23 protein-coding genes and 1 pseudogene are annotated in these 24,683 nt (G+C 60.4%); 6 read left to right on the forward strand and 18 right to left on the reverse strand.

The genetic code is table 11. The features are described from left to right. Positions 1–38 precede the first annotated feature (38 nt). Together ggt and ACMVPR_RS19655 are read right to left on the reverse strand one after the other, a co-directional pair. Positions 39–1,844 carry a gamma-glutamyltransferase gene (gene ggt, locus ACMVPR_RS19650; RefSeq protein ID WP_416884241.1) on the reverse strand — a complete coding sequence of 602 codons (1,806 nt, stop codon included), beginning with the start codon at positions 1,842–1,844 and terminating at the stop codon, positions 39–41. 106 nt (positions 1,845–1,950) lie between these two features. Then, positions 1,951–3,063, reverse strand: a complete 1,113-nt coding sequence (locus tag ACMVPR_RS19655; protein WP_300586991.1) for an S-(hydroxymethyl)glutathione dehydrogenase/class III alcohol dehydrogenase — start codon at positions 3,061–3,063, stop codon at positions 1,951–1,953. 88 nt (positions 3,064–3,151) lie between these two features. Between ACMVPR_RS19655 and ACMVPR_RS19660 the strand changes: the two genes are divergently transcribed. Beyond that, positions 3,152–3,418: an I78 family peptidase inhibitor gene (locus tag ACMVPR_RS19660; RefSeq protein ID WP_416884242.1), complete on the forward strand. Its 267-nt coding sequence runs from the start codon at positions 3,152–3,154 to the stop codon at positions 3,416–3,418. 102 nt (positions 3,419–3,520) lie between these two features. Beyond that, the gene (locus ACMVPR_RS19665) at positions 3,521–5,188 is read left to right on the forward strand and encodes a DNA polymerase Y family protein (protein ID WP_416884243.1); all 1,668 of its coding nucleotides are present in this window, start codon (positions 3,521–3,523) and stop codon (positions 5,186–5,188) included. 18 nt (positions 5,189–5,206) lie between these two features. Here the strand turns inward: ACMVPR_RS19665 and ACMVPR_RS19670 are convergent, their stop codons facing one another. Further along, on the reverse strand, positions 5,207–5,797 hold the full coding sequence (locus ACMVPR_RS19670; RefSeq protein WP_416884244.1) for a Crp/Fnr family transcriptional regulator: 591 nt from the start codon (positions 5,795–5,797) through the stop codon (positions 5,207–5,209). A 353-nt stretch (positions 5,798–6,150) separates the two neighbouring features. Here ACMVPR_RS19670 and ACMVPR_RS19675 point away from each other — a divergent pair, with 353 nt between their 5' ends. Together ACMVPR_RS19675 and zapE are read left to right on the forward strand one after the other, a co-directional pair. Next, entirely contained in the window at positions 6,151–6,492 is a 342-nt protein-coding gene (locus ACMVPR_RS19675) for a DUF2794 domain-containing protein (RefSeq protein ID WP_292265430.1), read from the forward strand. Positions 6,493–6,533: 41 nt separating this feature from the next. Further along, positions 6,534–7,592 carry a cell division protein ZapE gene (gene zapE / locus ACMVPR_RS19680; protein WP_416884245.1) on the forward strand — a complete coding sequence of 353 codons (1,059 nt, stop codon included), beginning with the start codon at positions 6,534–6,536 and terminating at the stop codon, positions 7,590–7,592. A gap of 351 nt (positions 7,593–7,943) precedes the next feature. Here the strand turns inward: zapE and ACMVPR_RS19685 are convergent, their stop codons facing one another. From ACMVPR_RS19685 to ACMVPR_RS19710, 6 genes and pseudogenes are all read right to left on the reverse strand, one after another. Beyond that, a complete protein-coding gene (locus ACMVPR_RS19685; protein WP_416884246.1) occupies positions 7,944–8,591 on the reverse strand; it encodes a LysM peptidoglycan-binding domain-containing protein in 648 nt (215 codons plus the stop codon). Beyond that, on the reverse strand, positions 8,588–9,172 hold the full coding sequence (locus tag ACMVPR_RS19690; protein WP_300587005.1) for a rhodanese-like domain-containing protein: 585 nt from the start codon (positions 9,170–9,172) through the stop codon (positions 8,588–8,590). The genes ACMVPR_RS19685 and ACMVPR_RS19690 overlap by 4 nt, the downstream gene beginning before the upstream one ends. Positions 9,173–9,279: 107 nt before the next feature. Next, positions 9,280–10,557, reverse strand: a complete 1,278-nt coding sequence (locus ACMVPR_RS19695; protein WP_416884247.1) for a bifunctional folylpolyglutamate synthase/dihydrofolate synthase — start codon at positions 10,555–10,557, stop codon at positions 9,280–9,282. Then, the gene (gene accD / locus ACMVPR_RS19700) at positions 10,554–11,489 is read right to left on the reverse strand and encodes an acetyl-CoA carboxylase, carboxyltransferase subunit beta (RefSeq protein WP_416884248.1); all 936 of its coding nucleotides are present in this window, start codon (positions 11,487–11,489) and stop codon (positions 10,554–10,556) included. The genes ACMVPR_RS19695 and accD overlap by 4 nt, the downstream gene beginning before the upstream one ends. 66 nt (positions 11,490–11,555) lie before the next feature. Then, positions 11,556–12,469, reverse strand: a pseudogene (locus ACMVPR_RS19705) (DMT family transporter). Between the two features lie 74 nt (positions 12,470–12,543). Beyond that, complete coding sequence (locus tag ACMVPR_RS19710) at positions 12,544–13,284, reverse strand: sulfite exporter TauE/SafE family protein (protein WP_416884249.1); 741 nt, start codon at positions 13,282–13,284, stop codon at positions 12,544–12,546. Positions 13,285–13,438: 154 nt separating this feature from the next. On the opposite strand from ACMVPR_RS19710, the gene ACMVPR_RS19715 reads away from it, so the two are divergent. Further along, the gene (locus ACMVPR_RS19715; RefSeq protein WP_416884250.1) at positions 13,439–14,611 is read left to right on the forward strand and encodes a hypothetical protein; all 1,173 of its coding nucleotides are present in this window, start codon (positions 13,439–13,441) and stop codon (positions 14,609–14,611) included. A 23-nt stretch (positions 14,612–14,634) separates the two neighbouring features. Here ACMVPR_RS19715 and ACMVPR_RS19720 read toward each other — a convergent pair whose 3' ends face one another. The 9 genes from ACMVPR_RS19720 to ACMVPR_RS19760 form a co-directional block, all read right to left on the reverse strand. Beyond that, positions 14,635–15,012 (reverse strand): hypothetical protein, encoded by a 378-nt coding sequence (locus ACMVPR_RS19720; RefSeq protein WP_300587017.1) that lies wholly within the window; start codon positions 15,010–15,012, stop codon positions 14,635–14,637. 9 nt (positions 15,013–15,021) lie between these two features. After that, positions 15,022–15,795 carry a DUF6478 family protein gene (locus tag ACMVPR_RS19725; RefSeq protein ID WP_416884251.1) on the reverse strand — a complete coding sequence of 258 codons (774 nt, stop codon included), beginning with the start codon at positions 15,793–15,795 and terminating at the stop codon, positions 15,022–15,024. 62 nt (positions 15,796–15,857) lie between these two features. After that, positions 15,858–16,547: a dihydroxy-acid dehydratase gene (locus tag ACMVPR_RS19730; RefSeq protein WP_416884252.1), complete on the reverse strand. Its 690-nt coding sequence runs from the start codon at positions 16,545–16,547 to the stop codon at positions 15,858–15,860. Further along, the gene (ilvD, locus tag ACMVPR_RS19735) at positions 16,544–18,307 is read right to left on the reverse strand and encodes a dihydroxy-acid dehydratase (protein ID WP_416884253.1); all 1,764 of its coding nucleotides are present in this window, start codon (positions 18,305–18,307) and stop codon (positions 16,544–16,546) included. Before ilvD ends, ACMVPR_RS19730 begins: the two co-directional genes overlap by 4 nt. 170 nt (positions 18,308–18,477) lie before the next feature. Continuing rightward, entirely contained in the window at positions 18,478–19,800 is a 1,323-nt protein-coding gene (locus ACMVPR_RS19740) for an NAD(P)/FAD-dependent oxidoreductase (RefSeq protein WP_416884254.1), read from the reverse strand. Further along, the gene (locus ACMVPR_RS19745) at positions 19,797–20,615 is read right to left on the reverse strand and encodes an ABC transporter permease (protein WP_292265403.1); all 819 of its coding nucleotides are present in this window, start codon (positions 20,613–20,615) and stop codon (positions 19,797–19,799) included. Before ACMVPR_RS19745 ends, ACMVPR_RS19740 begins: the two co-directional genes overlap by 4 nt. After that, positions 20,612–21,502 (reverse strand): ABC transporter permease subunit, encoded by an 891-nt coding sequence (locus ACMVPR_RS19750; RefSeq protein ID WP_300587026.1) that lies wholly within the window; start codon positions 21,500–21,502, stop codon positions 20,612–20,614. Before ACMVPR_RS19750 ends, ACMVPR_RS19745 begins: the two co-directional genes overlap by 4 nt. Positions 21,503–21,505: 3 nt before the next feature. After that, positions 21,506–22,630, reverse strand: coding sequence for an ABC transporter ATP-binding protein (locus tag ACMVPR_RS19755; protein ID WP_416884255.1), 1,125 nt, complete (start codon positions 22,628–22,630; stop codon positions 21,506–21,508). A gap of 69 nt (positions 22,631–22,699) precedes the next feature. After that, positions 22,700–23,785 carry a polyamine ABC transporter substrate-binding protein gene (locus ACMVPR_RS19760; RefSeq protein ID WP_416884256.1) on the reverse strand — a complete coding sequence of 362 codons (1,086 nt, stop codon included), beginning with the start codon at positions 23,783–23,785 and terminating at the stop codon, positions 22,700–22,702. Positions 23,786–23,963: 178 nt separating this feature from the next. Between ACMVPR_RS19760 and ACMVPR_RS19765 the strand changes: the two genes are divergently transcribed. Continuing rightward, positions 23,964–24,635, forward strand: a complete 672-nt coding sequence (locus tag ACMVPR_RS19765) for a GntR family transcriptional regulator (protein ID WP_300587032.1) — start codon at positions 23,964–23,966, stop codon at positions 24,633–24,635. Positions 24,636–24,683: the final 48 nt, after the last annotated feature.

Consider the following 24,683-nt stretch of genomic DNA (forward strand, 5'->3'; position numbering starts at 1 on the left):
CAGGGGCAGCGGCTCTGTGCCACTGCCCCTGTCACGGATCACTCGCCCAAGGCAATGCCTTCGCGTCGCGGATCAGCCCCACCGCGCAGCGCGTCACCCACACTGATCGCATGCAACCCTGAGTTCAGCGAGGTGACATTGACCTCGAACCCCAGCTCTGTCAGGGGCGCCTCAAGCGTGGTCAGCGGTGTTTCGGCTTCGATGTCGAAGGTGCCGAACCGGTTGACCAGATGGGGCATCGCAACGGCTTGTTGCACGTCCATGCCCCAGTCCACATGCGCGATGATCGCCTGTGCGACATAGCCGATGATCCGACTGCCGCCCGGTGACCCGATCACAAGCGACGGAGTGCCATTGGTCATTACGATGGTCGGTGCCATGGATGATCGGGGCCGCTTGCCCGGCTCAAGGCGATTGGCAATGGGCCGTCCGTCAGAATGGGTGCGGAACGAGAAATCGGTGAGTTCGTTGTTCAGCAGGAACCCCCGCACGAACAGCCGCGATCCAAACCCGTTTTCAATGGTGGTCGTCATCGACAGGGCATTGCCATAGCTGTCCACGATCGAGATATGCGAGGTCGACGGCAATTCGAGGCTTTCGTCGGGCGCAAAATCCATCGCGTGGTCCCATTCGGGATTGCCCGGTGTCACCTCGGGCAAGGCATCGTCACCTTGCAGGAGTTGACCACGCTCTTGCAGGTAGGTGGGGTCCACAAGGCCTTTGGTCGGCATCGGCACGAAATCTGTGTCCGCCATGTAAAGCCCGCGATCCGCGAAAGCGAGCCGCGAGGCATCGCCGATCAACCGCCACGCCTCGGCGCTGTCCGGTCCAAGTGCGGCAAGGTCGAAACCATCCAGCATGCCAAGGATCTGCCCAATCGTCAGTGCGCCGGACGAGGGCGGACCCATTCCACAGATCTCATGCGCACGGTACGGTACGCAAACCGGATCACGTTCCTTGACCGTGTAAAGCGCCATATCGGCGCTGGACAGCACTCCGGGGTTGCCTGCCGCGGTGCGCACCGCCGCCACGATGTCAGACGCGATCGGACCGGTATAGAACGCTTCGGCACCTTCGGCGGCGATCAGGCGCAGGGTGTTGGCATAGTCGGCATTGACCAATGAGCTGCCCGCTGCGATCGGCGCGCCATCCGGGAAGAAATAGTCCTGCGTCGCTTTGAAACGTCCGAGCCGGTTGGCATCGCCGGAAACAAGATCAGCCAGACGTGGAGATACGGTGAACCCACCTTCCGCCAATGCGATCGCCTCTGCGAACAACCCGGCCCAGTCGGACCGTCCCCATTTGTCATGCGCCACCTGCATGAGCGCCGGAGTGCCGGGAGTGCCGACGGACCGCCCGCCGACCACCGCATCGAAAAAGCCCATCGGCTCTCCGTCAGGCGTCTGGAACAGCGTCGGCGTCGCCTCAAGAGGTGCTGTTTCGCGCCCGTCCAGCGTGGTCACCTCGCCGCTGTCTGCATCGTACCAGACCAGAAACGCCCCGCCGCCAAGGCCCGAGCTTTGCGGCTCGACCAGCCCCAGAACCGCCTGCACGGCGACCATGGCGTCCGCAGCTGTGCCACCCTCGCGCAGCACCCGTGCACCTGCGTCCACGGCAAGCGGGTTTGCGGCAGCAACCATCCAGTTCTGCGCTTCCACAGGCGTGCCCGCGTCTTTGGCGGCAAGCGCGGCCAAAGCTGCGTCTGAGAGGGTGCCAAAGGCGCTCCCTGTCTCGGTCGCGGCCTCCGGGGCCACTGCATCTGCGGTCTGTTGCGCGAATGCAGGCGTGCCCGCCAGAGCAAGCGCCAGCGCGACCGCCAATGGTGATCCGATCTTCTTGTGCATGATCAAAACTCCCTTGTTGAAATAACTGATCTGCGCGCGGACCCAGCCGCACGAGACTTCAATCGGAAATCGAGAAAGCCCGGGGCGTTGGCCTCGGGCGTTCAAATCAGTAGATCACAACAGACCGGATGCTTTCACCTGCATGCATCAGGTCGAAGCCCTTGTTGATGTCATCCAGAGGCATGGTGTGGGTGATCATCGGGTCGATCTCGATCTTCCCGTCCATGTACCAATCCACGATCTTGGGCACGTCCGTACGCCCGCGTGCGCCACCAAAGGCCGTGCCTTTCCATGTGCGTCCGGTGACAAGCTGGAAGGGACGTGTCGCAATCTCGGCTCCGGCGGGGGCCACACCAATGATGATGCTCTCGCCCCAGCCCTTGTGCGCACATTCCAGCGCGTCGCGCATGACCTTCACGTTGCCGGTCGCATCAAAGGTGTAATCCGCACCGCCCTTGGTCAGGTTCACGAGATACGGCACCAGATCGCCTTCGACCTCTTTGGGGTTCACAAAATGCGTCATGCCAAAGCGTTCCGCCATCGGCACCTTGTCTGGGTTCAGGTCAACACCGACGATCTGGTCAGCCCCGGCCAGACGCAGTCCCTGGATGACGTTCAGACCAATGCCGCCCAAACCGAAAACGATGGCGCGGCTGCCGATTTCGACCTTGGCGGTGTTGATGACCGCACCGATGCCAGTGGTGACGCCGCAGCCGATGTAGCAGACCTTGTCGAACGGCGCGTCCTCGCGGATTTTGGCAAGCGCGATCTCGGGCAGAACCGTGTGGTTCGAAAAGGTTGAACAGCCCATGTAATGTAGGATCGGCGTGCCATCGAGCATCGAAAAGCGGCTGGTGCCGTCCGGCATCAAACCCTGACCCTGGGTCGACCGGATCGCCTGACACAGGTTGGTCTTGGGATGCAGGCAGTATTCGCATTCGCGGCATTCCGGTGTGTAAAGCGGGATCACGTGGTCGCCGGGTTTCAGGCTGGTGACACCCGGTCCTACTTCGACGACAACCCCAGCCCCCTCATGGCCGAGAATCGCCGGAAACATGCCTTCGGGGTCGGCTCCGGACAGGGTGAACTCGTCGGTATGGCAAATCCCGGTCGCCTTGATTTCGACCAGCACCTCTCCGGCGCGGGGACCGTCAAGGTTCACATCCATGATTTCCAAAGGCTTTCCGGCTTGAACGGCAACGGCGGCGCGTGTGCGCATGATGACTTCTCCCTCGATTGTTTTTCAAAACCTTGCGGGAAAGCGCGGGGTTTGCAAGCATTGGCTTGGATATTGGAAAGGTTTCTCTATGCGGATTTATTCGATCTTTGGTCTGTGTCTTGCGCTCGCGGCCTGTCAGGAAGTCACTGTCGCGGAAAAACCGACGGAATCCTGCGGCGCGGAAGAGATGTCTCACTTGATGGGGCTGCAACGCGCCCAGTTGGAAAGCATCGCGTTCTCGCAACCCCACCGCATTCTGGGTCCGGACGACGCGGCTACGATGGATTTCCGGGGCGAACGGGTCAATTTCGGATTGGATGACAGCGGCACTGTGGTGCGCATCTATTGCGGCTGATCCCACGCTGCCAGATGTGATCCTCAGGCGCGCTCTGATCTCAACTCGTCGGGCGGTCAGGATATATAGAACAAAAGAAGAACAAGCGCTGCCGCGAGTCTCATGCCCAACCGTCGCATCCTGTCCATCTGGTTTCCCCGGCTGGCCGCCGAACGCCATATCCGGCGCGACCCCAATCTGGGGGAGGTGCCCTTTGCCGTCGTCCGCGATGTGGGGCAAGCGCAGGTGCTCGCGTCCCTCTCTCCTTTGGCGCAGGTGGCGGGACTCTACGAGGGGCAACCGCTGCGCGATGCCCATGCCATGTGCGCCGACCTGCTCACCCGGCTGTCGAACCCCCATGCCGAGGCGGCGTTTCTGGGCGTGCTGCACCGCTGGGCGGGCAAGTTTTCCCCATGGGTCGCCCGCGAGGCGCCGGACGCGCTGGTCGTCGATCTGACGGGATGTGCGCATCTCTTCGGCGGTGAGGAACAGCTTGCGCTGCAGGTCGAACAGGATTGCATCGATCTGGGCCTGTCGGTGCAGCTTGGCATTGCCGACACGCTGGGCGGGGCATGGGCGCTGGCGCGGTTCGGCGGTGGGCAGGGGGGCGACCATCACCGCAATGGCGACGCCATCGATCAAGAGGCGCGCGCCACCCGGTCCCGCGCGGGCAAGCGGCGGCACTGGGAACGCGGTGGCGCGGCTCCTGCGGTCACGCTGGCCCCTGTGCAGTCGCGCGCCCGGATCGCTGCTCCGGGCAAGACCTATGACGCGCTGGCCCCTCTGCCGATTGCCGCGCTGCGTCTGGAACAGCACACGATGGCGCAACTCTCGCGCCTTGGTCTGCGCCGGGTGAAAGAACTGGTGGATCAACCCCGCGCCGGTCTTACCCGCCGCTTTGGGCGCGGGCTGGTGGCGCGGCTTGATCAGGCGCTGGGCGCGCTGCCCGAACCGGTCAGCCCGGCGCCACCCCCCGACCGCTTTGCCACCCGCATGAGCCTGCCCGATCCCATCGGGCTTGAGGAAGACGTGATGGCCGCCATCGACCGGATGCTGCCCCGGCTCTGCGAAGCGCTGCGCAAGAAGGGACGCGGTGCGCGCACGCTCCGGTTCGAGGCCTATCGCGCCGATGGCACGATGCAGTGGATGAATGTCACGATGGCCAAGCCTTCGGACGATCCTGATCACATCCGCCCGCTGCTGCGGCTCAAGATCGAAGATCTGGATGCAGGCTATGGCATCGACATGCTGCGACTCGAAGCGGTGCTTCACGAACCGATCCACCTGCGCACCGCGTCAGGCCATCTCGAGGCGGCAGAGGCTGGTCGCGCGCGCATGGCGGGGCCGAAACCCGGATCGCTCGACACATTGATCGGGCGGCTGGGCACACGGCTGGGAGTCGAGGCGATCACCCGCGTGCAGCCTGCCGACAGTCACATCCCGGAAAAGACATGGGTCACTGTGGCGGCCGCCTGGTCCGATCCGGTAACGGACTGGCCGCAGCCCACCAAGTCACGCCCGCTGCGGATGTGGGCACCAGAGCCGGTGATGATCCCGGACGTGCCGCGTCTGCCCGAGGTGTTTCGCTGGCGTGGCAGGGATCACAGGGTCCACAGCTCCCGTGGCCCCGAACGCATCGCACCGGAGTGGTGGCTTGACGATCCCGCTTGGCGCAGCGGGCAGCGCGACTATTGGGATGTGATCACCGCCGAGGGGCAGCGCCTGTGGCTCTTCTACGCCCACGGTGCGTCGAAATCCTCGGGCTGGTTCTGTCAGGGGGCGTTTGCGTAACTCGCATGTGGCCCGCAGCTAGGTGTCGCGCACCGATGCGGCGCTGTTGCCGATAACGATCTTGCGCCGCATGTCGTTTGCAAAGCTTACCCTGAGCGCGCTCCAGATCGCGGGGTGATCATCGTCCAGACGTTCGATCTTTGGCGTCTCGACGCGCCAGACCCGTGATGGAGCGTTTAGCGTGACGGTCGCCGAGGCGGTGTCGTCGCCAAGGAACGACATCTCTCCGACATAGTGTTTCGGACGCAGGTCGGCGATGACACGATCATCCACCACGACAGACGCCGCACCGCTTGCCAAATAGGTCAGGAAATTCGGTCGTTGACCTTGCCGCGTCAGGATCGTGCCATCCGGCAGGTCTTCCCACCGGCCCATATCCAGAAACGCCCGGCACTTGCTGGGCGAAAGACCCACCAGGTGTTCCGACAGAAACGTCTCTTCCTCTTCCGAGAATTTCGCATTCCGATCCCTGCGCCACAGCAGATAAAGCTGGCCCGAGTTCACCAGAAGCAACAACCCTTCCCAGAACACACCGACCGGATTGCGCAGCCAGATCAGATCATAAGCGATCCCGGTGAGGGCCGACGCGATGACCAGCAGACGCAACAAAGATATGTCCCGCATCAACATCGAGATGACGAGAAGCACATACGACAGATGACCAACGAAACCGCCGATCGAAAAAGCCGAGTCTATCCAATAATCCAAGCGGAGCAGGTCTTTCTGGAGAAAAATGAAGCTCGTGGAATACTAGGAGGGTAGGACTGCTTGGGCAAATGCTATTGACGCCGCGCGCGCGTCGCTGGCCAAGGGGAAATGGTTAAGATTTGGTTAAACGGTCCGAACCGGACCCATTGTTTCGCGCGCGAAACATTAGGGCCAAATCGGTCCTTTATCGGTCGCGATGCCTCTATCCTGCAAAACTGCTTGATTTACTCCCCAGCCTGCACACATCATGACATATGAACAGTATCACGCCGTTCCCTCAGCTCCATTCAACGCCCGAGCAGGTGGCTTTTCACCGGACCGAGCTGACACTGATATTGTCGCTCTATGGGCGCATGGTCGCTGCTGGTGAGTGGCGTGACTATGGTATCTCGACCCTGCGCGATGTGGCGGTGTTTTCCGTCTTCCGGCGCACTGCCGAGAACCCGCTCTATCGCATCGAAAAACGCCCCAAGCTGCGCAACCGACAGGGGCAATACGCCGTGATCGGGATCGACGGTCAGGTTCTCAAGCGCGGGCATGACTTGGGCACTGTGCTGCGGGTTCTCGAACGCAAATTGATCCGCGCGGTCGAATAACGCCTCTCCACAATCGCAGTAAGACGCGCTAATCGGCGGATATGACGACCTTACCCGAACTCTATGCCACGCGAGTGGCCAAAGGTGCCCTGACCCGAGATCCCGCGCAGGAAGCGGCATTGCCGGAGTTCGAGCGCATCCGCGCCGAACTGGCTGTACCTGTAAAAAAGGGCCTGTTTCGCAAAGCACCGGAGCCACCGAAGGGGCTTTACCTTTGGGGAGGCGTTGGCCGCGGCAAGTCGATGCTTATGGATCTCTTCGTCGAAACCCTGACGGTTCCCGCGCGCCGGGTGCACTTTCACGCCTTCATGCAGGAAATCCACGCAGCCATTCACAAGGCCCGCCAGGACGGGGTCGAGGACGCGATCAAGCCGGTGGCGAAGTCGGTGTCGGACTCGGTTCGTCTTTTGGCCTTTGACGAGATGCAGATCACGGACATCACCGATGCAATGATCGTTGGGCGGCTGTTCGAAAAACTGTTCGCTGCGGGCGTCGTGGTTGTCACCACATCGAACCGGGTGCCGGATGACCTCTATAAGGACGGGCTGAACCGCCAGATCTTTCTGCCCTTCATCGACATGCTCAAGACCCGCATGGTGGTGCATGAACTGGCGTCACCAACCGACTACCGGCAGGATCGACTGGCTGGCGCTCAGGTCTATTTCGCGCCGAACGACGCAGCCGCCAAAGAGCAGATCAACCGCATCTGGCAGGAACTCACCGGCGGGGAGCAGCATAGTCTTACGCTGCATGTCCAGGGCCGCCAGATCGAACTGCCGCGGTTTCACAACGGGGTGGCGCGGGCGAAATTCTATGACCTCTGTGGGCGAATGTTAGGTCCGGCGGATTACCTTGCGCTGGCCGATGCGGTGCGCGTGCTGATCATCGAGGACATCCCGCGCCTGAGCCGGAGCAACTTCAACGAGGCGAAGCGCTTTGTGACACTGATTGACGCGCTTTACGAGGCGAAGGTGCGGCTCATCTTGTCAGCAGCGGCCGAGCCGGAGATGCTCTATATCGAGGGCACCGGAACATTCGAGTTTGAACGCACCGCCAGTCGCCTGCGCGAGATGCAGGCCGAAGGCTGGGGCGACGTGTGAGACAAAAAAAGAGGTCCCGAAGGACCTCTAAGGCTGCTCGATAATTCTCGCCTGTGTTCAGGTCCTTGCTATACCTTACGTCGATGGTGGCGCGAGGGGGCGCCCGAGGAGTCTTGGAGGTCTTGGTGGTCGTGCCGTGTGGTGTTCCCAATCACGCGGGGGCTTAGGAAAGCCGACTTGATACGCTTTTGGGCACTTGAAAACACCTAAACATCCCCCGTTCCGTGTTCGCTTACAAAGCAAGTCACGAACTCTGACAATGTTGTGCCATAGTGATTCGCACCGGTCAACATTTAGGTGACTCGGTCTACATTTTTTCCAACTGTAGCGGGTGTTGCTAGATGTTGGGGGTTATCGTACTGGCAATTTGAGCACCATTCCCGGCTTCAGACTGTCCGGGCTGGACATGATGCCGGTGTTCTGCCGGAAGATCTCGTTTGCCATTGATCGATCGCCATAAAGTTCGATTGCAATGCTCAGCAGAGTGTCGCCGGGGCGTACGAAATATGAGCTTGCGGTCGGGAAACGGGGTGCATTTGTGCTGACAGGTTCGATCTGGGTGACCTGAGGTGCCGTGGTCTCGGTTGGAGCCTTGTTGGCGATGCTGCGCTGCACCACGCTATAGAGCAGACTGCCCGGTTGACCGGGTGCAGGTGCTTCGCCTGTGGTGACGGATTTCAGGTTCGAGATGGCGCTGAAGGTCATATCGCGCATATTGGTCGGCTGATCCGGAGCCTGCGCAGAAGTGACGATCTGAGGAGCAGGCGCCGCTGTAGGCACCGGCGTCGGGGCGACGGCCATAGGTTCGTTCACTACAGGCGCGGGTGTCATCGGATCGGCCACGCGGGTGACAGTTGTCGGCTGATCCGTCTCAAAATCCGACTGCGCATGGCGCGGCGAGCCCGGCTGGAACACGATAAGGACGATGGTCAGGGCGATAAACGCTGTCCCCATGAGGGCCATCCGGATCAGACCTGCGCTTTTGGTTGTCTGCGTCATTGTCCCACCGAGATATTGAGGCCAAGTGCGCTCCAGGTCGAAGCACCTCCGCGGTAATATTTGATCTTGTTGGCCGGATATCCCGCACCCAGAAGGTGCTGGATCGCATCCCGGGCGGTGCCGTCATCGGGGCCGCTGCCAAAGATCACCAGTGAAAACGCCCCGGCAAAGCTGGGCGAGGATTCCGGATTGACCACGCCCAAGGCAGACAGAAGATCAGCACGGTAGGGGTTGTCCGGAAGAAAGGTTGCGACGGGCACATTCACCGCGCCGGGTACCGATCCGGACGAGAACGTGCCAGGCATACGCACATCGACCAAGAGACCCGAGCCCGTGCTGACGAATTTTTGCAGAAACCCGATGACTTCGAGTTCACCAAGCGTTTCGACCCCGGCTGCGGCTGTCATCGGTTGAATACAGGAAGACGGGCAGGATGGGCCACTGCGGGTCACGGTCATTTCCGCCCCGTTCATGGTGAACGAGAACGCGCTTGCGCTTTCCGTGATCGCCGCAGATTGCGCGATCAACGGGCTGCCTGCAGCAATACTTGCTGCAATGACGGCGCGCCGTACTGATACCATGGTGCCACCTATTTGCCCCGCTTTTGCGGGGCACTGCTCTTTTTTATCGATATATAGGCGATTTACGTCGTTTTGGTCAATATAAAGTGACCCAACCGATATTTTGGTCAACCAATCAGCCGCAGAACATGGCCTGCAAGGTACAGCGATCCGCAGATCAGGACGCGTGCTTGTGGTTCGGTCGCTGCGATTTGGGTCAATGCGGTTTCCACGCTCTCGGCTTGGTCCGCGATCAAACCGACATCCTTTGCCGCTTTTTCGGTATCATCGGCGCTCAGAGTGTTGGCTTCGCCCGGAATGGAGATGGCTGTGAGGTGATCGGCCACGCCTGCCAAAGGACGCAGGTAGCCGCGCACATCCTTGGTGTTGAGCATCCCGCAGATCAGGTAGGTTGGCCGCTTGGGCAGACCACGCAGGTGCAGCGCGAGCGCTTCACCCGCCGCCGGGTTGTGGCCCCCGTCGAGCCAGAGGTCGGCATGCGGCGCAAGGTCGTTGAGCGATGTGCCCTTGAGGTGCTGCATGCGGGCGGGCCAGTAGGCATTCTGCACCGCACCGTCGAATGCAGCTTCGGGCATGCTCAGGTGCCGAAGCGCCGCCAATGCTGCGCCAGCGTTCTGAATCTGGTGCTGGCCGGGCAGGTTGGGCAGGTCGAGATCGATAAGCCCGTTTTCGTCCTGATAGACCAACCGCCCGCGTTCCTCACAGACGTGCCAGTGCTGGCCATAGGCCAAGAGAGGCGCACCCAGACGCGCGGCTTGCGCCTCAATCACCTCCATCGCTTCTTCGTGCTGCGGTCCGACAACGCAGGGAACGCCACGTTTGATGATCCCGGCCTTTTCGCCCGCGATTTTGGCGATGGTATCGCCCAAAAAGCTTTCGTGATCCATCGATACGGGGGTGATGATCGTCAGCGCGGGTTGGTCGATCACGTTGGTGGCGTCGAGCCGACCGCCAAGGCCGACCTCAAGCAATGTGTAATCGGCGGGCGTTCGTGCAAAGGCCAGAAGGGCGGCGCAGGTGGTGATTTCGAAATAGGTGATGTTTGCGCCGTCATTGGCGCGGTAACATTCGTCGAGCACCTCGGTCAGGTGCGCCTCGGTGATCAGGTCACCGGCAAGGCGGATACGTTCGTGAAAGCGCGCCAGATGCGGAGAAGTATAGGCGTGGACGCTTTTGCCAGCGGCTTCAAGCCCGGCGCGGATCATCGCCTGGGTCGATCCCTTGCCGTTGGTTCCCGCGATATGGATCACGGGCGGCAGTTTGCGTTCGGGATTGTCGAGCGCGTTCAGCAGCGTCCAGACGCGGTCCAGGGTGAGGTCGATCACCTTGGGATGAAGCGACATCATCCGGTCAAGGATGAGGTCCGACCCGATTTGTGTGCTCATGATGTTTGGTCAGATGGCGGTGTGGTGGCCACCGGTGTGGGCTCGGCAGGAGAGGGCGCGGGCAGGTCGCCCGCGACGGGCGGTGGCATGTGCATCAGCATGCGGATGATCTGCACCAGTTCCTCGCGCATCTTGCGGCGGTCGGTGACGCGGTCGAGCATGCCGTGTTCGAGCAGGTATTCCGCGCGTTGGAACCCTTCGGGCAGTTTTTCGCGGATCGTCTGTTCGATCACGCGGGGACCGGCGAAACAGATCAGCGCACCGGGTTCCGCGATCTGGATGTCACCAAGCATCGCGTAAGACGCCGTCACACCGCCCGTCGTGGGATGGGTGAGAACGACGATATAGGGCAGGTTCGCCTCTTTCAGCATCTGCACCGCGACGGTGGTGCGGGGCATTTGCATGAGGCTCAGGATGCCTTCCTGCATGCGCGCGCCCCCGGCAGCGGAAAACAGCACAAGCGGGCGACGGAGTTCGACGGCTTTTTCGGCAGCGGCGATGATGGCGTTGCCGACATACATGCCCATGGAGCCTGCCATGAAGCTGAAGTCCTGCGCGGCGGCCACGATGGGCGTGCGGCCGATTTCCCCGGTTGCGACAAGCATCGCCTCTTTCTCGCCCGTTGCCTTCTGCGCGGCCTTCATGCGGTCGGGGTATTTCTTCTGGTCGCGGAACTGCAGCGGATCAGCAAGGGGTTCGGGAACCGAGACTTCGGTGAAGATGCCGCCGTCGAACAGGCCCTGGAACCGTTCGCGCGGGGTGATGTTCATGTGGTGGCCGCAATTGGAGCAGACGTTCAGATTGTCCGACATTTCGCGGTGAAACAGCATGGTGCCGCACTCGTCGCACTTGACCCAGAGGTTCTCGGGGATCTCGCGGCGCGAAAAGATCGAGTTGATCCGGGGTCGGACGTAGTTGGTGATCCAGTTCATGCAGTGCGGCTCCCGTCACCCTGTCTTAGCTGGACGTGATCTAAGACCCATTGGGCGGAAATGCAATCAACCGTGCGGCGTGAGGTTCGATCGGGCGGGGCCACGTTTGACGCCCAGTTGGCGCTCGCGCCAGATGATCAGCACGCCCGCGCCAATGATGACAACCGACCCGATCAGGGTATGGATCGTGGGGATTTCGTCGAAGATCGTGTAGCCGATGATCAGGGCAAAAAGGATCGACGCGTAGTCGAAGGGAGCGATCACCGCCGCCTCGGCATTGCGATAAGCTTCGGTCAGCAGGATTTGTGCAACCCCGCCGATGAACCCCGCGCCGATCAGCTGACTGGCGGTGATCACGTCGGGTATGACCCAGCCGAAGGGCGAGGTGAGAAGTGACAGGCAGGTTGCTGTGACGGCAAAATAGAACACGACGGCCGAGGTTGTTTCGTGTTGCACCAGCTTACGGATATGCACATGCGCTAATGCCTTGAATGCGGCAGAAGCCAGAACCAGTGCCACACCCCACTTGGCAGACGTTCCCATCGACTCGTTGCCCAGTTGTGGCAACATCACGATCACCACGCCCACAAGTCCGATGATAACGGCAGACATTCGCACCAACCGTATCTTTTCGCCCAGAAGCAGGGCGGCGAAAACCACAGTCAAGATTGGCGCCGCATACCCGAGGACCGTGACCTCGGGGAGTGGCAGAGTCCAAGCGCCGCAAAGCCACACGCCATGGCACTGACGCCGATCAGGCCACGCCAGAAATGACCTGACAGGTTGCGGGTGCGCAAGCCGGTGCTGAGGTCGCGCCGCAGCGCAAGCCAAGCAAGAATGACTGGAATTGCAAAGAAGGATCGGAAAAACACAGCCTCGCCCGGCGGTACAACGTCGGAGCTTGCCTTGATCAGGGATGCCATAATGACGAAGAGCAAGACGGCGCTGAGTTTCAGCACCATGCCGCGCAGCGGGGACATAGGTTCTCCGGGTCGGGGTTACCTTGATAACCTGCCCGCGCAGTGCGGGAAGGTCAATCCAAAGGCCGTCTAAATCAAGCGACCAAGACTTCGTAGAGCAGTTTGAACGACACCAGAGCCAGAGCAACCTCGATCAGGATATAAAAGATGCGTTCGGGCAGGGCGCGCGAAATCATGGATCCGCCCCAGGCTCCGGCGAGGGCGAAAGGGGCAAGCCACATCGCCTGTCCGGCGCTGTCCCATGTGATCTGGCCCGCCATAATGAAGGGAGGGACTTTGATCAGGTTCACAATCGAGAAAAAGATCGCGTTGGTTCCAAGATAGACCATCTTGTCGAGCTTCTGCGGCAGCACATAGGCCTGATAAGGCGGCCCTCCGGCATGGGAGATATAGCTGGTCAGACCTGCCAGCGTGCCCCAGAACAGCCCTCTTGGCACATCCGCAGGACGCGGTGCCACTGGAGTTTTCGACAGGCGTTTGTGCAGCGCCGTTGCGAGGTAATAAAAGCCAATCCCGGCCACCAGGAGCTTGCCCGCATCGCCCGGGACATAAGATATCGCTGCAAACCCGATGAGGATTCCGACAATCGCGCCGGGCAGAAGGATCACGAGATTGCGCACAGAGAATGCTTTGCGGAACAGGTATATCGCGTACATGTCAGCGACGATGTAGATCGGGAGCAACAAGCCGGCTGCAAGTGCCGGGTCCATGAAGAGCGACATCAGCGGGACTGACAGGATCGCGATCATCGGCACGCCGCCTTTCGACAACCCCATCAGAAAGGCTGCAAGTGCAGCGACGATCCAGTATTCCACTCAAGGCCTCATGCGTTTCCCAACAACTGGTTTCATGGAAACCGCCGGAATGAAAGGCCTCTGCGGCGAGTGCTTGATTGTGCGGTCGGCGTGCCGATAAGTGTGACCTCCATCCAGAAGACGGTCAGGCGCACAGATGTTGAATGCAGCCATATTGACAGTAGTCATTGCGACAGGCGTTTTGTTGGCCTCTCCGAGGCTGGCGAAATCGACTTTGTGGCGGGCAACGATCACGCCGCTGGCGTCGATCATCGGCAGCGGGTTTCTGGTGCTTGGTCCGATCCTCGAGGTGAGTTTCGGCTTGTTTGCACCTCTTGTCATGCTGGCGTTAACTGCCGTGGCCTATGCGTTTGGTGCCGCGATCCGGTACAATATCCGCCGCATGGACATGGGTCAGGCGCGGAGTCTGGTCGTCGAGCGGATCGAAAAAGCGGCGTCGGTGGTGCTGGCCTTTGCCTACGTGATCTCGGTCGCTTATTACCTGAACCTCTTCGGGTCATTCGGTGTCAGTCTGACGTCGCTCGACTCTGCGAATGACGCGCGCGTGCTGACGACGGCGGTTTTTGCTGTGATCTTTTTTGTTGGATGGACGAAAGGCTTTGCCGCACTCGAACGGATGGAGCAGGTCTCGGTCGGTTTGAAGCTGACCATTATCGCAGGCCTTCTTTTCGGGTTGGCCGTGCATTTTGCAGAAACGGTGCGGTCCGATGGGATCCTGTTAAATCCGGCGCAAGTCTCAGGCTGGTCTGCGTTGACGCTGGTGTTTGGTTTGATCGTCACGGTGCAGGGTTTCGAGACCTCCCGCTATCTGGGCGACACATATGACGCCAAAACGCGCATCCGTTCGATGAAGCTCGCACAGATTGTGTCAGCGGTGATCTATGTCGTCTACATCGTCCTGCTGGTCTATGCGTTTGTTCCCGGAACCATCGAATTGGATGAAACTGCGATTATCGGGATGATGCAGATTGTTGCGCCAATTCTGCCCGTACTGCTGGTGGCTGCAGCGCTGAGCGCGCAGTTCAGCGCGGCGGTGGCGGATACGAGCGGGTCCGGTGGCCTGATCGCAGAGATCAGTGGCAACCGCGTTTCCCCGAGACTGGCCTATACGCTTCTTGTCGCGGTCGGTGTGACCCTGACATGGAGCTTCAACATTTTCGAGATCATCTCATACGCCTCGCGTGCTTTTGCGGCGTATTACGCGCTTCAGGCGATGATCGCCGCGATCACGGCGTATGCGGAGCGTCGGCACGGAGCAGCAAGCGCCTTTGCCGCTTTGGCATGTCTTGGCATAGGGATCGCGCTGTTCGGGCAGCCCGTCGAATAGTCAGGCAGACATTGTGCCGTGCCTTATGCGGTTTCGCGGCAATGCCTGCGGAAGGATCGTTTGAGCATGTCCAGTTCAGCGCGGAGCAGGGACATCTCGGCCCGGATGTCTTCACCCGCGGCATCGCCTGCGATGATCGAAAAACTGCCAAGCGCCTGACCAAGCGACGATTCCGAGATCATGAAAGTATGTACGCCGTCCGCCAGTAGGTTCGCGGGCACCGGCACCTTGAGCAGCCAAGAGCCGGGATCGGGAAGAGGTTCGAGCGACACGTTCGCGATGGATTTGTCATGCACACGGACATCGACCTTTGGGGTGGGGCTGTCGTCGGTGTCGCCGGCGATCACACCTTCCCAGACGCCTTCGAAGAAACGGGCTTTGGACATGGAATACGCGGTCATGATCGGTCCTCACATCTCGGCACGGGGGCGACGGCTGAAGAACAGGTCGCGCAGGATCACCTGGCTCATTTCGGGATTTTCAAAGATCAGGTCAATCCAGACCTTTTCGACGCGCTTTTCATTCAGCTTTGTATAGGCAAGGTCGAATTCCACCGCGAGTTCGCGATCGTTCAGGGGCAGTTCGCGGACGATCTGTTCGGTGTTCGGCCCATGCTGAATATTCAGGCGGGCGAAGATTTCCAGCGGGCGTTCCAGTTCGACGATCAGGTCGCAGCGGATCAGGTGCTTGCGTTTGAGGTCTGCTGTCGCGCTTGCGGGCAGGTCGATCACAAGTGACAGGTACGAGCCGTCAAAGCGGAACACATCGAGGCGCAGACCATAGGCGGCCAGATCATCGGCGCTGTTGTTGCGCAACTGGCGCAAGGTGAGTTCGGACTGATTGCAATCGTGAAACAGCGTGACCTCGCGACCGAGCATGGATTTGTTCTCGACCGAGGAGATGCCCTGCACCGGCAAGGGCCCGCACCAGATTTCGGGGCGCCAGGACCAGTCTGCATCAAAGGGGATTGGCACGGACTGGTTTCCGAGCACGGGAAGTGCAAGGCGGTCGTCTGCAATATGCAGCAATTCATCCAGAAAATACTTCAGCCGCCGCGCTGCGGCCCGATTGCGGCGCAGATCGCGCAAATCTGCCTTACGTGCCGTTTCAGCCCAGCGGCGGAACCGCCGGAGCGCAGATTGCTCGATCACACGATCAAGAAGACCGGGTTTCATTTCCGTCATGAGCTGCTCGCCCCTGATGATGCCCTTTGTCCGTCACTGGTTCGTTCCGGTTGGCGACCATATTACAGATCGCTGCTTGCAAATAAACGGCCAAGTCGCGCGGCAAGTGGATCAACTGTCGATTGCGACTGTTCTGCACTTTCGGGTGCGTCCCGAAGCGAATTAGCACGAATGGTTGAAGAAACCGTATTCAGGAACGCGGCGCCTTGTGCGCCAAGGAGAGGGCTGTCTTTGGGCGCATAAAGTGTCACGCCGATCAAATGCGGCCCGATCACGAAGGCCCCACGCCAATGGGTGGGATCGCTGCCGACAAAAGCAGTTTCGCCACCGGTGGCCATTTGCCCCGCGGCAAGTGCGCTGAGTTCGCGGCTTTGCAAAAGCTGTGTGCCTAGCGCCTCGGCGAGTTCTTCGGGGCTGGGCGCCGCGCCAGGTGCGGGGCTGACCGTAACTGTCATCAGAGCTGGTTCAACGATGGGGCCGTCTTGCCCGCCCGACATGATGTTGCAGCTTGCGATGGCCGCAAATCCACCAGTCGAGGTGTTTTTCAGCGTGGTCGGGTCAATACAGTAGCCGTCCGGCCCTTTGACGATGATGTCGCCCCGTGCAAGCCGTGCCGTGGTCATCACGTCTGCGCCGTCGGAGCTGTCGGTTTGGAGCAATGACATACGTCCGAATGTGCCGGTCTCAGCGCATCCGGTCAGATATGCCGCGCCCAAGAGCGCGGCATAGAGGGAGATACGCGCGCTGATCAAAGATCCGAATACACGTGCTTTTCGCCTTCGGCGCCCGGATGCGTCACGGCACCCTTGTAGGTCGGGCCGACAAGCTTGGCGAATTTCCAGATTGCGCCAGAGGTGTAGATCGTCTCGCGCGGGCCGGCCCAATTCGCCTTGCGCTGGGCCAGTTCCTCGTCCGACAGATCGACAGTGAGCGCCCCGTTCACCGCGTCGATGGTGATCATGTCGCCATTCTTGAGCAGCGCGATGGGACCGCCCTGCGCCGCTTCAGGCCCGACGTGACCCACACAGAAGCCGCGGGTCGCGCCAGAGAAACGCCCGTCTGTGATGAGCGCAACCTTCTTGCCCATGCCCTGACCGGACAGCGCAGCAGTGGTGGACAGCATCTCGCGCATGCCGGGGCCGCCAGCGGGGCCTTCGTTGCGGATGACGATGACTTCGCCTTCCTTGTAGTCGCGCGCTTTTACGGCAGCAAAGGCGTCTTCCTCGCATTCGAACACGCGTGCGGGGCCGGTGAAGATCTGATCTTCGGCCTTGATGCCTGCGACTTTCACGATAGCGCCTTCGGGCGCGAGATTGCCCTTTAGGCCGACCACGCCACCGGTCTTGGTGATCGGGGTTTCGATCGGGTAAATCACCTTGCCGTCTGCTTCGCGCTCGATGCGGTCAAGCTCCTCGCCGATGGTGCGGGTGGACGCGGTGACGCAATCCTCGTGGATCAGGCCTGCCTTGCGCAGTTCCTTCATCACCACAGGGATGCCGCCTGCATCGTAAAGGTCCTTCGCTACATAAGCGCCGCCCGGCTTGAGGTCGACGAAATAGGGCGTGTCGCGGAAGATCTCACAGACGTCTTCAAGGAAGAACTCGATCCCGGCCTCGTGGGCGATGGCGGGCAGGTGCAGGCCTGCGTTGGTCGAGCCGCCTGTACACGCCACCACGCGGGCGGCGTTTTCCAGCGCCTTGCGGGTGACAATGTCGCGGGCTTTGATGTTCTGTTCGATGAGGTCCATCACCGCGCGGCCCGATGCTTCACCATAGGCGTCGCGGGATTCGTAGGGTGCGGGCATGCCGGACGAGTTGAAGAGCGCGAGGCCGATGGCCTCGGACACGCAGGCCATGGTGTTGGCGGTGAACTGGCCACCACAGGCACCGGCGGACGGACATGCGACGCGTTCGAGCATGTCGAGTGCCTTGTCCGACATCTCGTTGTTCTGGTGACGGCCAACCGCCTCGAACATGTCCTGAACGGTCAGATCGCGGGACCGGAAGTCTGCCGGGATTTCTTCGACCTGCGGGGCACGGCCCGGCAGGATCGATCCGCCGTAGATGAAGACGGAAGGCACATTGAGGCGCACCATTGCCATCATCATGCCTGGCAGGGATTTGTCGCAGCCGGCAAGGCCGACGACCGCATCATAAGAATGGCCGCGCATCGTGAGCTCGACCGTGTCGGCAATCGCCTCGCGCGAGGCGAGCGACGAGCGCATGCCTTCATGGCCCATTGCGATGCCGTCGGTCACGGTGATCGTGGTGAATTCGCGCGGGGTGCCCATCGCCTGTTTCACACCCATCTTCACGGCCTGCGCCTGACGGTTCAGTGCGATGTTGCAGGGTGCGGCTTCGTTCCAGCAGGTGGCGACGCCAACCAGTGGCTGGTGGATTTCCTCCTCGGTCATGCCCATCGCATAGTAATAGGACCGGTGCGGCGCACGTTCGGGACCCTCGGTCACGTGACGGCTGGGCAGTTTCGACTTGTCGAATGGACGCTTGAGCATGACGCTCCTCCCTGAAATCCTTGTTCGCACCGGAATAGCGAACAGGGGAGAACGGCACAAGAGATTGGACGGGGGGTAAGCCATTTCGAAATGGCTTGGTGCAAGCGCGTTCGAACGCGTTTGAGACGCGGTTCTGAAACCGCGTGTCTGCCGCCTTTCGAAAGGCGGCCTTACCGGTCGAAGAATGCGGCTGCAGCGTAGGCGGGTGCCAGCAACAAACGGCGCAACGACCCCAATGGGAAACGTTCCGGTGGGGCCGAGAGAAACGCGGGAAACGGATGGCGGTGTGGACGGCCAATCACAGTGTCCGCCAGTCGCGCACCCAGATAACTGCCCATGGCCACGCCGTTGCCGTGATAGCCCATCGCGGCGAAGAGTCCGGGGTGGTCGGGGACAGCACCGGCAAACGGGGTGAGCCTGCGCATCAGGCAGACAAGACCGGACCATTCGTGGGTGATCTCGATATTCCGCCATTCTGGGAAGAGCGCGTGAAAGTCTGCGCGAATTTTGCGTGACAGACGTGCTTCGGCATCGGGTGTTGCCCGCAATCCGCCGCGCATGCCGAAAAGAAAGCGCCCATCGGGCATCAGGCGGAAATAGTGCAGCAGGATGCGGCTGTCATAGCTCATCTGAAGGCTTGTCCAGCCCTGATGGGCTTGCTCGCTTTGGGTGATTGGGCGGGTGACGATGATCGTGGATTGCACAGGAAGGTAGCGGGCGCGAAGCCAGTCCGGGACATCCTCGGAGGAATAGCCATTGGTGGCGAGGATGACCTTGTCGGCGGTGATTGTCCCGGTGGGTGTGGCCACGCGCCATGACGCGCCAGTTCTTGTGATCGACTGTGCCGGGGTTTTCCCGAACAGACGTGCACCGCCGGATTGCGCGGCGCGGGCCAGTCCTGCGTGATACTTGGCCGGATTCAGAGCAAAGCCGATAGGCGTCGTGATACCGCCATGAAACGCACCACCGAGGCCGCGCTGGCGGAGTTCTTCGGCTAGGATGATCTCAGGCGTCACACCGTAGATTGCCACGGCATCGTCTGCGCTGGCCCGCAGGTCCCGCATGGCCTTCGGCGAATGCGCCAAGAGCGTTTCGCCGTCGGAATGTCGGTCTGCGTCAACCTGGTGGTCCGACAGAAGTGCGTCCACATGGTCTACCGCGGCGCGTTCGGCCTTGTGCCATGCGATGCGCTCATCATTGCCGAAGCGCTGTGCGAGCAGCGTGCTGCCGAGTTTCGAGCCGCCCAAGCAGCAAAAGCCTCCATTGCGTCCGGACGCGCCCCAGCCGGGCTGTTCGGCATCAATGACGGTTGTCTCGACACCCGCGTTTGCCAAGGACAATGCCGCGTTCAAACCGGTAAAGCCGCCGCCGATGATGGCGACCTCGGTTCTGTGGTCGCCGTCAAGCTGCGATTGGGCAGAAGGCGGCGCGGTATCGCGCCACCAGCAGGTGTCAGGCGTGCGATAGGCCGACGCTTCGTAGATGCGCCTCATGCAGGGCGTTCGGCCATGCGCTCGTCTCGGGCCTGTCGGACAGCGGCCTGTTTCGTGATGAGTGACGCGGTGATCACACCGATGGTGACAATCGCGATCATGATGGTCGAAAGCGCGTTGATTTCCGGGCTGACGCCGAGGCGGACGGCCGAGAAGATCTTGATCGGCAGGGTGGTTGCCGACGGGCCGGTGGTGAAGCTTGCAATCACGAGGTCGTCGAGCGACAGGGTGAAGGCCAAGAGCCAGCCGGAGATCACTGCAGGTGCGATGATTGGCAGCGTCACCAAGCGGAAGGCCTCAAATGGAGAACAGCCGAGATCCAGCGCCGCCTCTTCCAGAGATTTGTCAAAGGTCACGAGGCGTGAAGACACGACGACCGACACGTAGCACATGGAGAACGTGGTGTGGGCGAGGACGATTGTCAGGACACCCCGATCCAGCCCGATGCCGATGAACAGCAGCAGGAGCGACAGACCGGTGATCACCTCGGGCATCACGAGGGGTGCATAGATCATGCCGGAAAACAGCGTGCGGCCTCCAAAGCGTCCACCGCGGACCAGCACATAAGCGGCCATCGTGCCCAAGATCGTGGCGATGGTCGAACTCATCACCGCGACCTTTATCGTGACCCACGCCGCGTTCAGGAATTCCTCGTTGCGGATCAGTTCGCCGTACCACTGGGTCGAGAACCCCGCCCAGACCGTCACGAGCTTGGACGCGTTGAAGCTGTACACCACAAGGATGATCATCGGGATGTAGAGGAACGCAAAGCCCAGCGTGAGCGCGGTTGCGTTGAACCAGGAAAACCGTCTCATCCTTCGGCCTCCCGCTGTTTCTGCTCGTTGCGCTGGAACAGGATGATAGGGATCACGAGGATCAAGAGCAGGATCACCGCCACCGCCGAGGCGACGGGCCAGTCGCGGTTGGAGAAGAACTCCTCCCACAGCACTTTACCGATCATCAACGTGCCCGAACCACCCAGCAGCGACGGGATCACGAATTCGCCGATCACCGGGATGAAGACAAGGAAACAGCCCGCGATGATACCGTTCTTTGACAGCGGGATTGTCACCAGCCAGAAGGCGCTGAGGCGCGAACAGCCAAGGTCTTCTGCGGCCTCGAGAAGGCTGTCATCCAAGCGTTCCAGGGCCGAATAGATCGGCAGGATCATGAAAGGCAGGTAGGTGTAGACGATGCCGATATAGACGGCGGTGTTGGTGTTCAGGATCGTCAGTGGTTCGTTGATTACGCCAAGCCAGAGCAGGAACTGGTTCAGCAGGCCTTCGTTCGACAGGATCCCCATCCACGCGTAGACCCTGATCAGGAAGCTGGTCCAGAAGGGCAGGATCACCAGCATGAGCAGCGTCGGGCGCCATTCGGGGGCGGAGCGTGCCATGGCATAGGCAATCGGATAGCCCACCAGAAGGGTCATTACGGTTGAGGTGAGCGCGATCTGGAGCGAGCTGAGATAGGCTTTCCAGTAAAGATCGTCGGTGGTCAGGAACCAGAAGTTCTCAAAATCCAATTCGGAAAAGAACGTTCTCAGACCGTCCCATCCCGCAGACAGGTCAAGCTGCGGGAAATAGGGAGGGCGGGCAAGTGCGACGTCCGAGAGCGAAATTTTGAGGACGATCGCAAACGGGATCAGAAACAGTGCGACCAGCCAGAGATAGGGCACCGCGATAAGGATGAAACGGCGCATCCCTCAGCGCTCCAACAGGACACCGGCGGTGTCTGTAAAACTGATCCAGACCTGGTCTTCCCAGGTGATCTGCCGCCGCGACAAGCGGCGCGTGTTCGCGGTTTGCGCCTTGATGATAAGGCCCGTCGGCAATTCGACGTGATAGGTCGAGATGTTGCCCAGATACGCGATATCGAGCACCTTGCCCTGCAGCTTGTTGGCGGCGTCCTGCGGTTCTTCGGTGCTGATGGCGACCTTTTCGGGGCGGATGGCGAAATGGATTTCCTGTCCGGCGTCGAATTTGGTGGTGGTTGTGCCAATGATGTCCGGCTGGCTTTCTGCCCAATGCGTGGCGACCTTTTCGCCATTGGGCTTGGCGCGGCCCGAGATGATGTTCACGTCGCCGATAAAGTCGGCCACGTAGACCGAATTCGGTGCCTCGTAGATTTGCGCAGGTGTGGCGACCTGAATAATCTGGCCTTCATCCATGACAGCGACGCGGCTTGCCACGGTCATGGCTTCTTCCTGATCGTGGGTTACGATCACGAAGGTGGTGCCGGTCTTTTCCTGAATGTCCATCAGCTCGAACTGGGTGTCCTGACGCAGCTTCTTGTCGAGCGCGCCGAGCGGTTCATCGAGGAGGAGCAATTTCGGGGCTTTGGCCAAGGAGCGGGCGAGCGCCACGCGCTGCCGCTGGCCGCCGGAAATCTGGTGGGGTTTGCGCTTGGCGAATTTGCTCAGGCGCGTGAGGCGCAGCATCTCTTCGACGCGCGCTGCAATGGTGTCCTTGTCCTTGCCTTCGCGCTTGAGGCCGAAGGCGATGTTTTCCCAGACGCTGAGATGGGGAAACAGGGCGTAGGACTGGAACATCATGTTCACCGCCCGTTTGTTCGGCGGGATCTTGGCCATGTCCTGACCTGCAATGAAAATCTGGCCTTCCGTCGGTGCCTCGAACCCTGCCAGCATGCGCATCATTGTGGTTTTGCCGCATCCGGACGGCCCAAGCAGGGCAAAGAATTCCCGGGTGTAGATGTCCTGTGTCAGGTCGTCGATGGCGGTGAAATCACCGAACCGTTTCGTGACATTCTTGAATTGGATGAGCGGTTTCTCGTTGGGGTCTTCCCACGGAGCGAAAACGGTTTGCGACACTTCAGGCACCTCCGAACCAAGACTGGATCCGGCGGGGAAGCCCCCCGCCGGACAAAAGAGCACGTTCGATCAGGTGCCCGACTTGACCTTGGTCCACATCCGCGTCAGCGACCGCTGTTCGGCAGGCGGGAACGGTGTTGTGGTGTAGAGCTTTTCGAGTGTTGCGTCGTCCGGATAGATGGCCGTGTCGCCGATGACGTCTTCGTTGAGAAACTCTTTCGAGGCAGCGTTACCATTGGCATAGTACACGTAGTTTGACGCCTGCGCCATGTTTTGCGCGTCCATCATGAAGTTCAGGAACACATGGGCGGCCTCGGGATTTGGGGCATCGACCGGAATGGCCATCTGGTCGAACCACATCAATGCACCCTCAACCGGCGGATTGTAGGCGATATTTATTCCGTTGTTCGCTTCGGATGCACGATCACGTGCAATCAGCACATCGCCAGACCAGCCAAACGCGACGCAGATGTCCCCGTTCGCGAGAGCGTTCAAGTATTCCGAACTGTGGAATTTCTGGATGTAGGGACGCACGCCCATCAGAACTTCTTCGGCTTTTGCAAGCGCTTCGTCATCCTTGCGGTCGGGGTCGAGGCCTGCATAGGCCAGCGCAGCGGGAACGACTTCGACCGGAGCGTCCAGGAAGTGTACGCCGCAGGACGCCAGCTTTTCCATGTTTTCTGGATTAAACACGAGGTCGAGCGACGCAATCGGCGCATCCGCGCCAAGAATTTCGGTCACTTTGTCGACATTTACACCAATCCCGGTCGTGCCCCACATGTAGTTGATCGAGTATTCGTTTCCGGGATCGTACTTGTCAGTACGTGCCGCGATAACGTCCCACATGTTGCTGATGTTAGGCAGTTTGGACTTGTCGAGTTTCTGGAACGAGCCTGCTGCGATCTGACGCTGAAGGAACGTCCCGGTCGGTACGACGACATCGTAGCCGGATCCGCCTGCCAGCATCTTGGTTTCAAGAAGTTCATTGCTGTCGAACACGTCGTAGATCAGGTCGATGCCGGTTTCTTCCTCGAACTTTGTGAGCAGTTCTTCGTCAATGTAGTCAGACCAGTTGTAGACGCGCACTTCCTCTGCGTGGGCGAGTGAGGCGAGAAGTGCTGCACCTGCGGTCATCGTCAGCAGATGGATTTTCATGAGGTTCTCCCGTTGATCCCAGGGCAGTTGCAACCCTGTGGATGTAAATTTGATCAAATCTTGCCCGGTCTGGCAATAGGAGAGATGTTTTCATGGTCGTCAGGAACGTGCAAGATGACTTGTCAGAGGCAGGCAATCGGGCATTCTGCCCAAAGACTCAGCAGTTCGAGAGGTGGCAATGGCCGGACACACATCGTTGAAGCCAATCGCAGAATCGATCCGTCTGCCGGCGCATGAACTCGTCTATCGTCAATTGCGCGACCAGGTCTTGTTCGGAGAGTTCGAGCCGGGCCAGCCTGTGACGATTCAGGGATTGACCGAGGCGCTGGGTGTCGGAATGACGCCGGTTCGCGAAGCCCTGCGCCGGCTGACGGCCGAAGGCGCGCTCGAATTTCTGGGTAACCGCAGAATCGCTGTGCCCGTGCTCAATGCGCAGGCCATCGAGGAATTGAGCATTGCCAGAAAGGCGTTGGAGCCGGAACTCGCACGGCGCGCTGCGCAACGGGCGGTGCCGACCGACGTGATGCGGTTGGCGGAAATCGATCAGCGTCTGGACGCGGCGATCCGCAGGGGGGATGTGCATCGCTACCTCGTCGAAAATCACAGCTTCCACGCGCATCTCAATGCTCTGGCGCAGGCGCCTATCCTGACCGAAATGGTGGATCGGCTGTGGCTGCGGTTCGGTCCGTCGCTGCGTGTCGTCTGTGGCCAATTCGGAACGAGGAACCTCCCGGACCGTCACAAGGATGTGTTGGCTGCCCTAGGGTCAAACAACGGTGATGCTGCGGCAGAGGCGATGATGGGCGATGTAGCGCAGGGGATGGAACAAATCCGGCAGGGTCTTGCCTGATTCGATTGACTCGAAATAATTTGATCATATTTTGTCAGCATCCCTCGG

Source organism: Marivita sp. (assembly GCF_048006345.1).
Lineage (GTDB): Bacteria > Pseudomonadota > Alphaproteobacteria > Rhodobacterales > Rhodobacteraceae > Marivita.

Bases quoted from the DNA above. Each gene is read 5' to 3' on its own strand.
- ggt (WP_416884241.1), bottom strand. From the start codon at position 1,844: ATGCACAAGAAGATCGGATCACCATTGGCGGTCGCGCTGGCGCTTGCT.
- ACMVPR_RS19655 (WP_300586991.1), bottom strand. From the start codon at position 3,063: ATGCGCACACGCGCCGCCGTTGCCGTTCAAGCCGGAAAGCCTTTGGAA.
- ACMVPR_RS19660 (WP_416884242.1), top strand. From the start codon at position 3,152: ATGCGGATTTATTCGATCTTTGGTCTGTGTCTTGCGCTCGCGGCCTGT.
- ACMVPR_RS19665 (WP_416884243.1), top strand. From the start codon at position 3,521: ATGCCCAACCGTCGCATCCTGTCCATCTGGTTTCCCCGGCTGGCCGCC.
- ACMVPR_RS19675 (WP_292265430.1), top strand. From the start codon at position 6,151: ATGAACAGTATCACGCCGTTCCCTCAGCTCCATTCAACGCCCGAGCAG.
- zapE (WP_416884245.1), top strand. From the start codon at position 6,534: ATGACGACCTTACCCGAACTCTATGCCACGCGAGTGGCCAAAGGTGCC.
- ACMVPR_RS19685 (WP_416884246.1), bottom strand. From the start codon at position 8,591: ATGACGCAGACAACCAAAAGCGCAGGTCTGATCCGGATGGCCCTCATG.
- ACMVPR_RS19690 (WP_300587005.1), bottom strand. From the start codon at position 9,172: ATGGTATCAGTACGGCGCGCCGTCATTGCAGCAAGTATTGCTGCAGGC.
- ACMVPR_RS19695 (WP_416884247.1), bottom strand. From the start codon at position 10,557: ATGAGCACACAAATCGGGTCGGACCTCATCCTTGACCGGATGATGTCG.
- accD (WP_416884248.1), bottom strand. From the start codon at position 11,489: ATGAACTGGATCACCAACTACGTCCGACCCCGGATCAACTCGATCTTT.
- ACMVPR_RS19720 (WP_300587017.1), bottom strand. From the start codon at position 15,012: ATGACCGCGTATTCCATGTCCAAAGCCCGTTTCTTCGAAGGCGTCTGG.
- ACMVPR_RS19725 (WP_416884251.1), bottom strand. From the start codon at position 15,795: ATGACGGAAATGAAACCCGGTCTTCTTGATCGTGTGATCGAGCAATCT.
- ilvD (WP_416884253.1), bottom strand. From the start codon at position 18,307: ATGCTCAAGCGTCCATTCGACAAGTCGAAACTGCCCAGCCGTCACGTG.
- ACMVPR_RS19740 (WP_416884254.1), bottom strand. From the start codon at position 19,800: ATGAGGCGCATCTACGAAGCGTCGGCCTATCGCACGCCTGACACCTGC.
- ACMVPR_RS19745 (WP_292265403.1), bottom strand. From the start codon at position 20,615: ATGAGACGGTTTTCCTGGTTCAACGCAACCGCGCTCACGCTGGGCTTT.
- ACMVPR_RS19750 (WP_300587026.1), bottom strand. From the start codon at position 21,502: ATGCGCCGTTTCATCCTTATCGCGGTGCCCTATCTCTGGCTGGTCGCA.
- ACMVPR_RS19760 (WP_416884256.1), bottom strand. From the start codon at position 23,785: ATGAAAATCCATCTGCTGACGATGACCGCAGGTGCAGCACTTCTCGCC.
- ACMVPR_RS19765 (WP_300587032.1), top strand. From the start codon at position 23,964: ATGGCCGGACACACATCGTTGAAGCCAATCGCAGAATCGATCCGTCTG.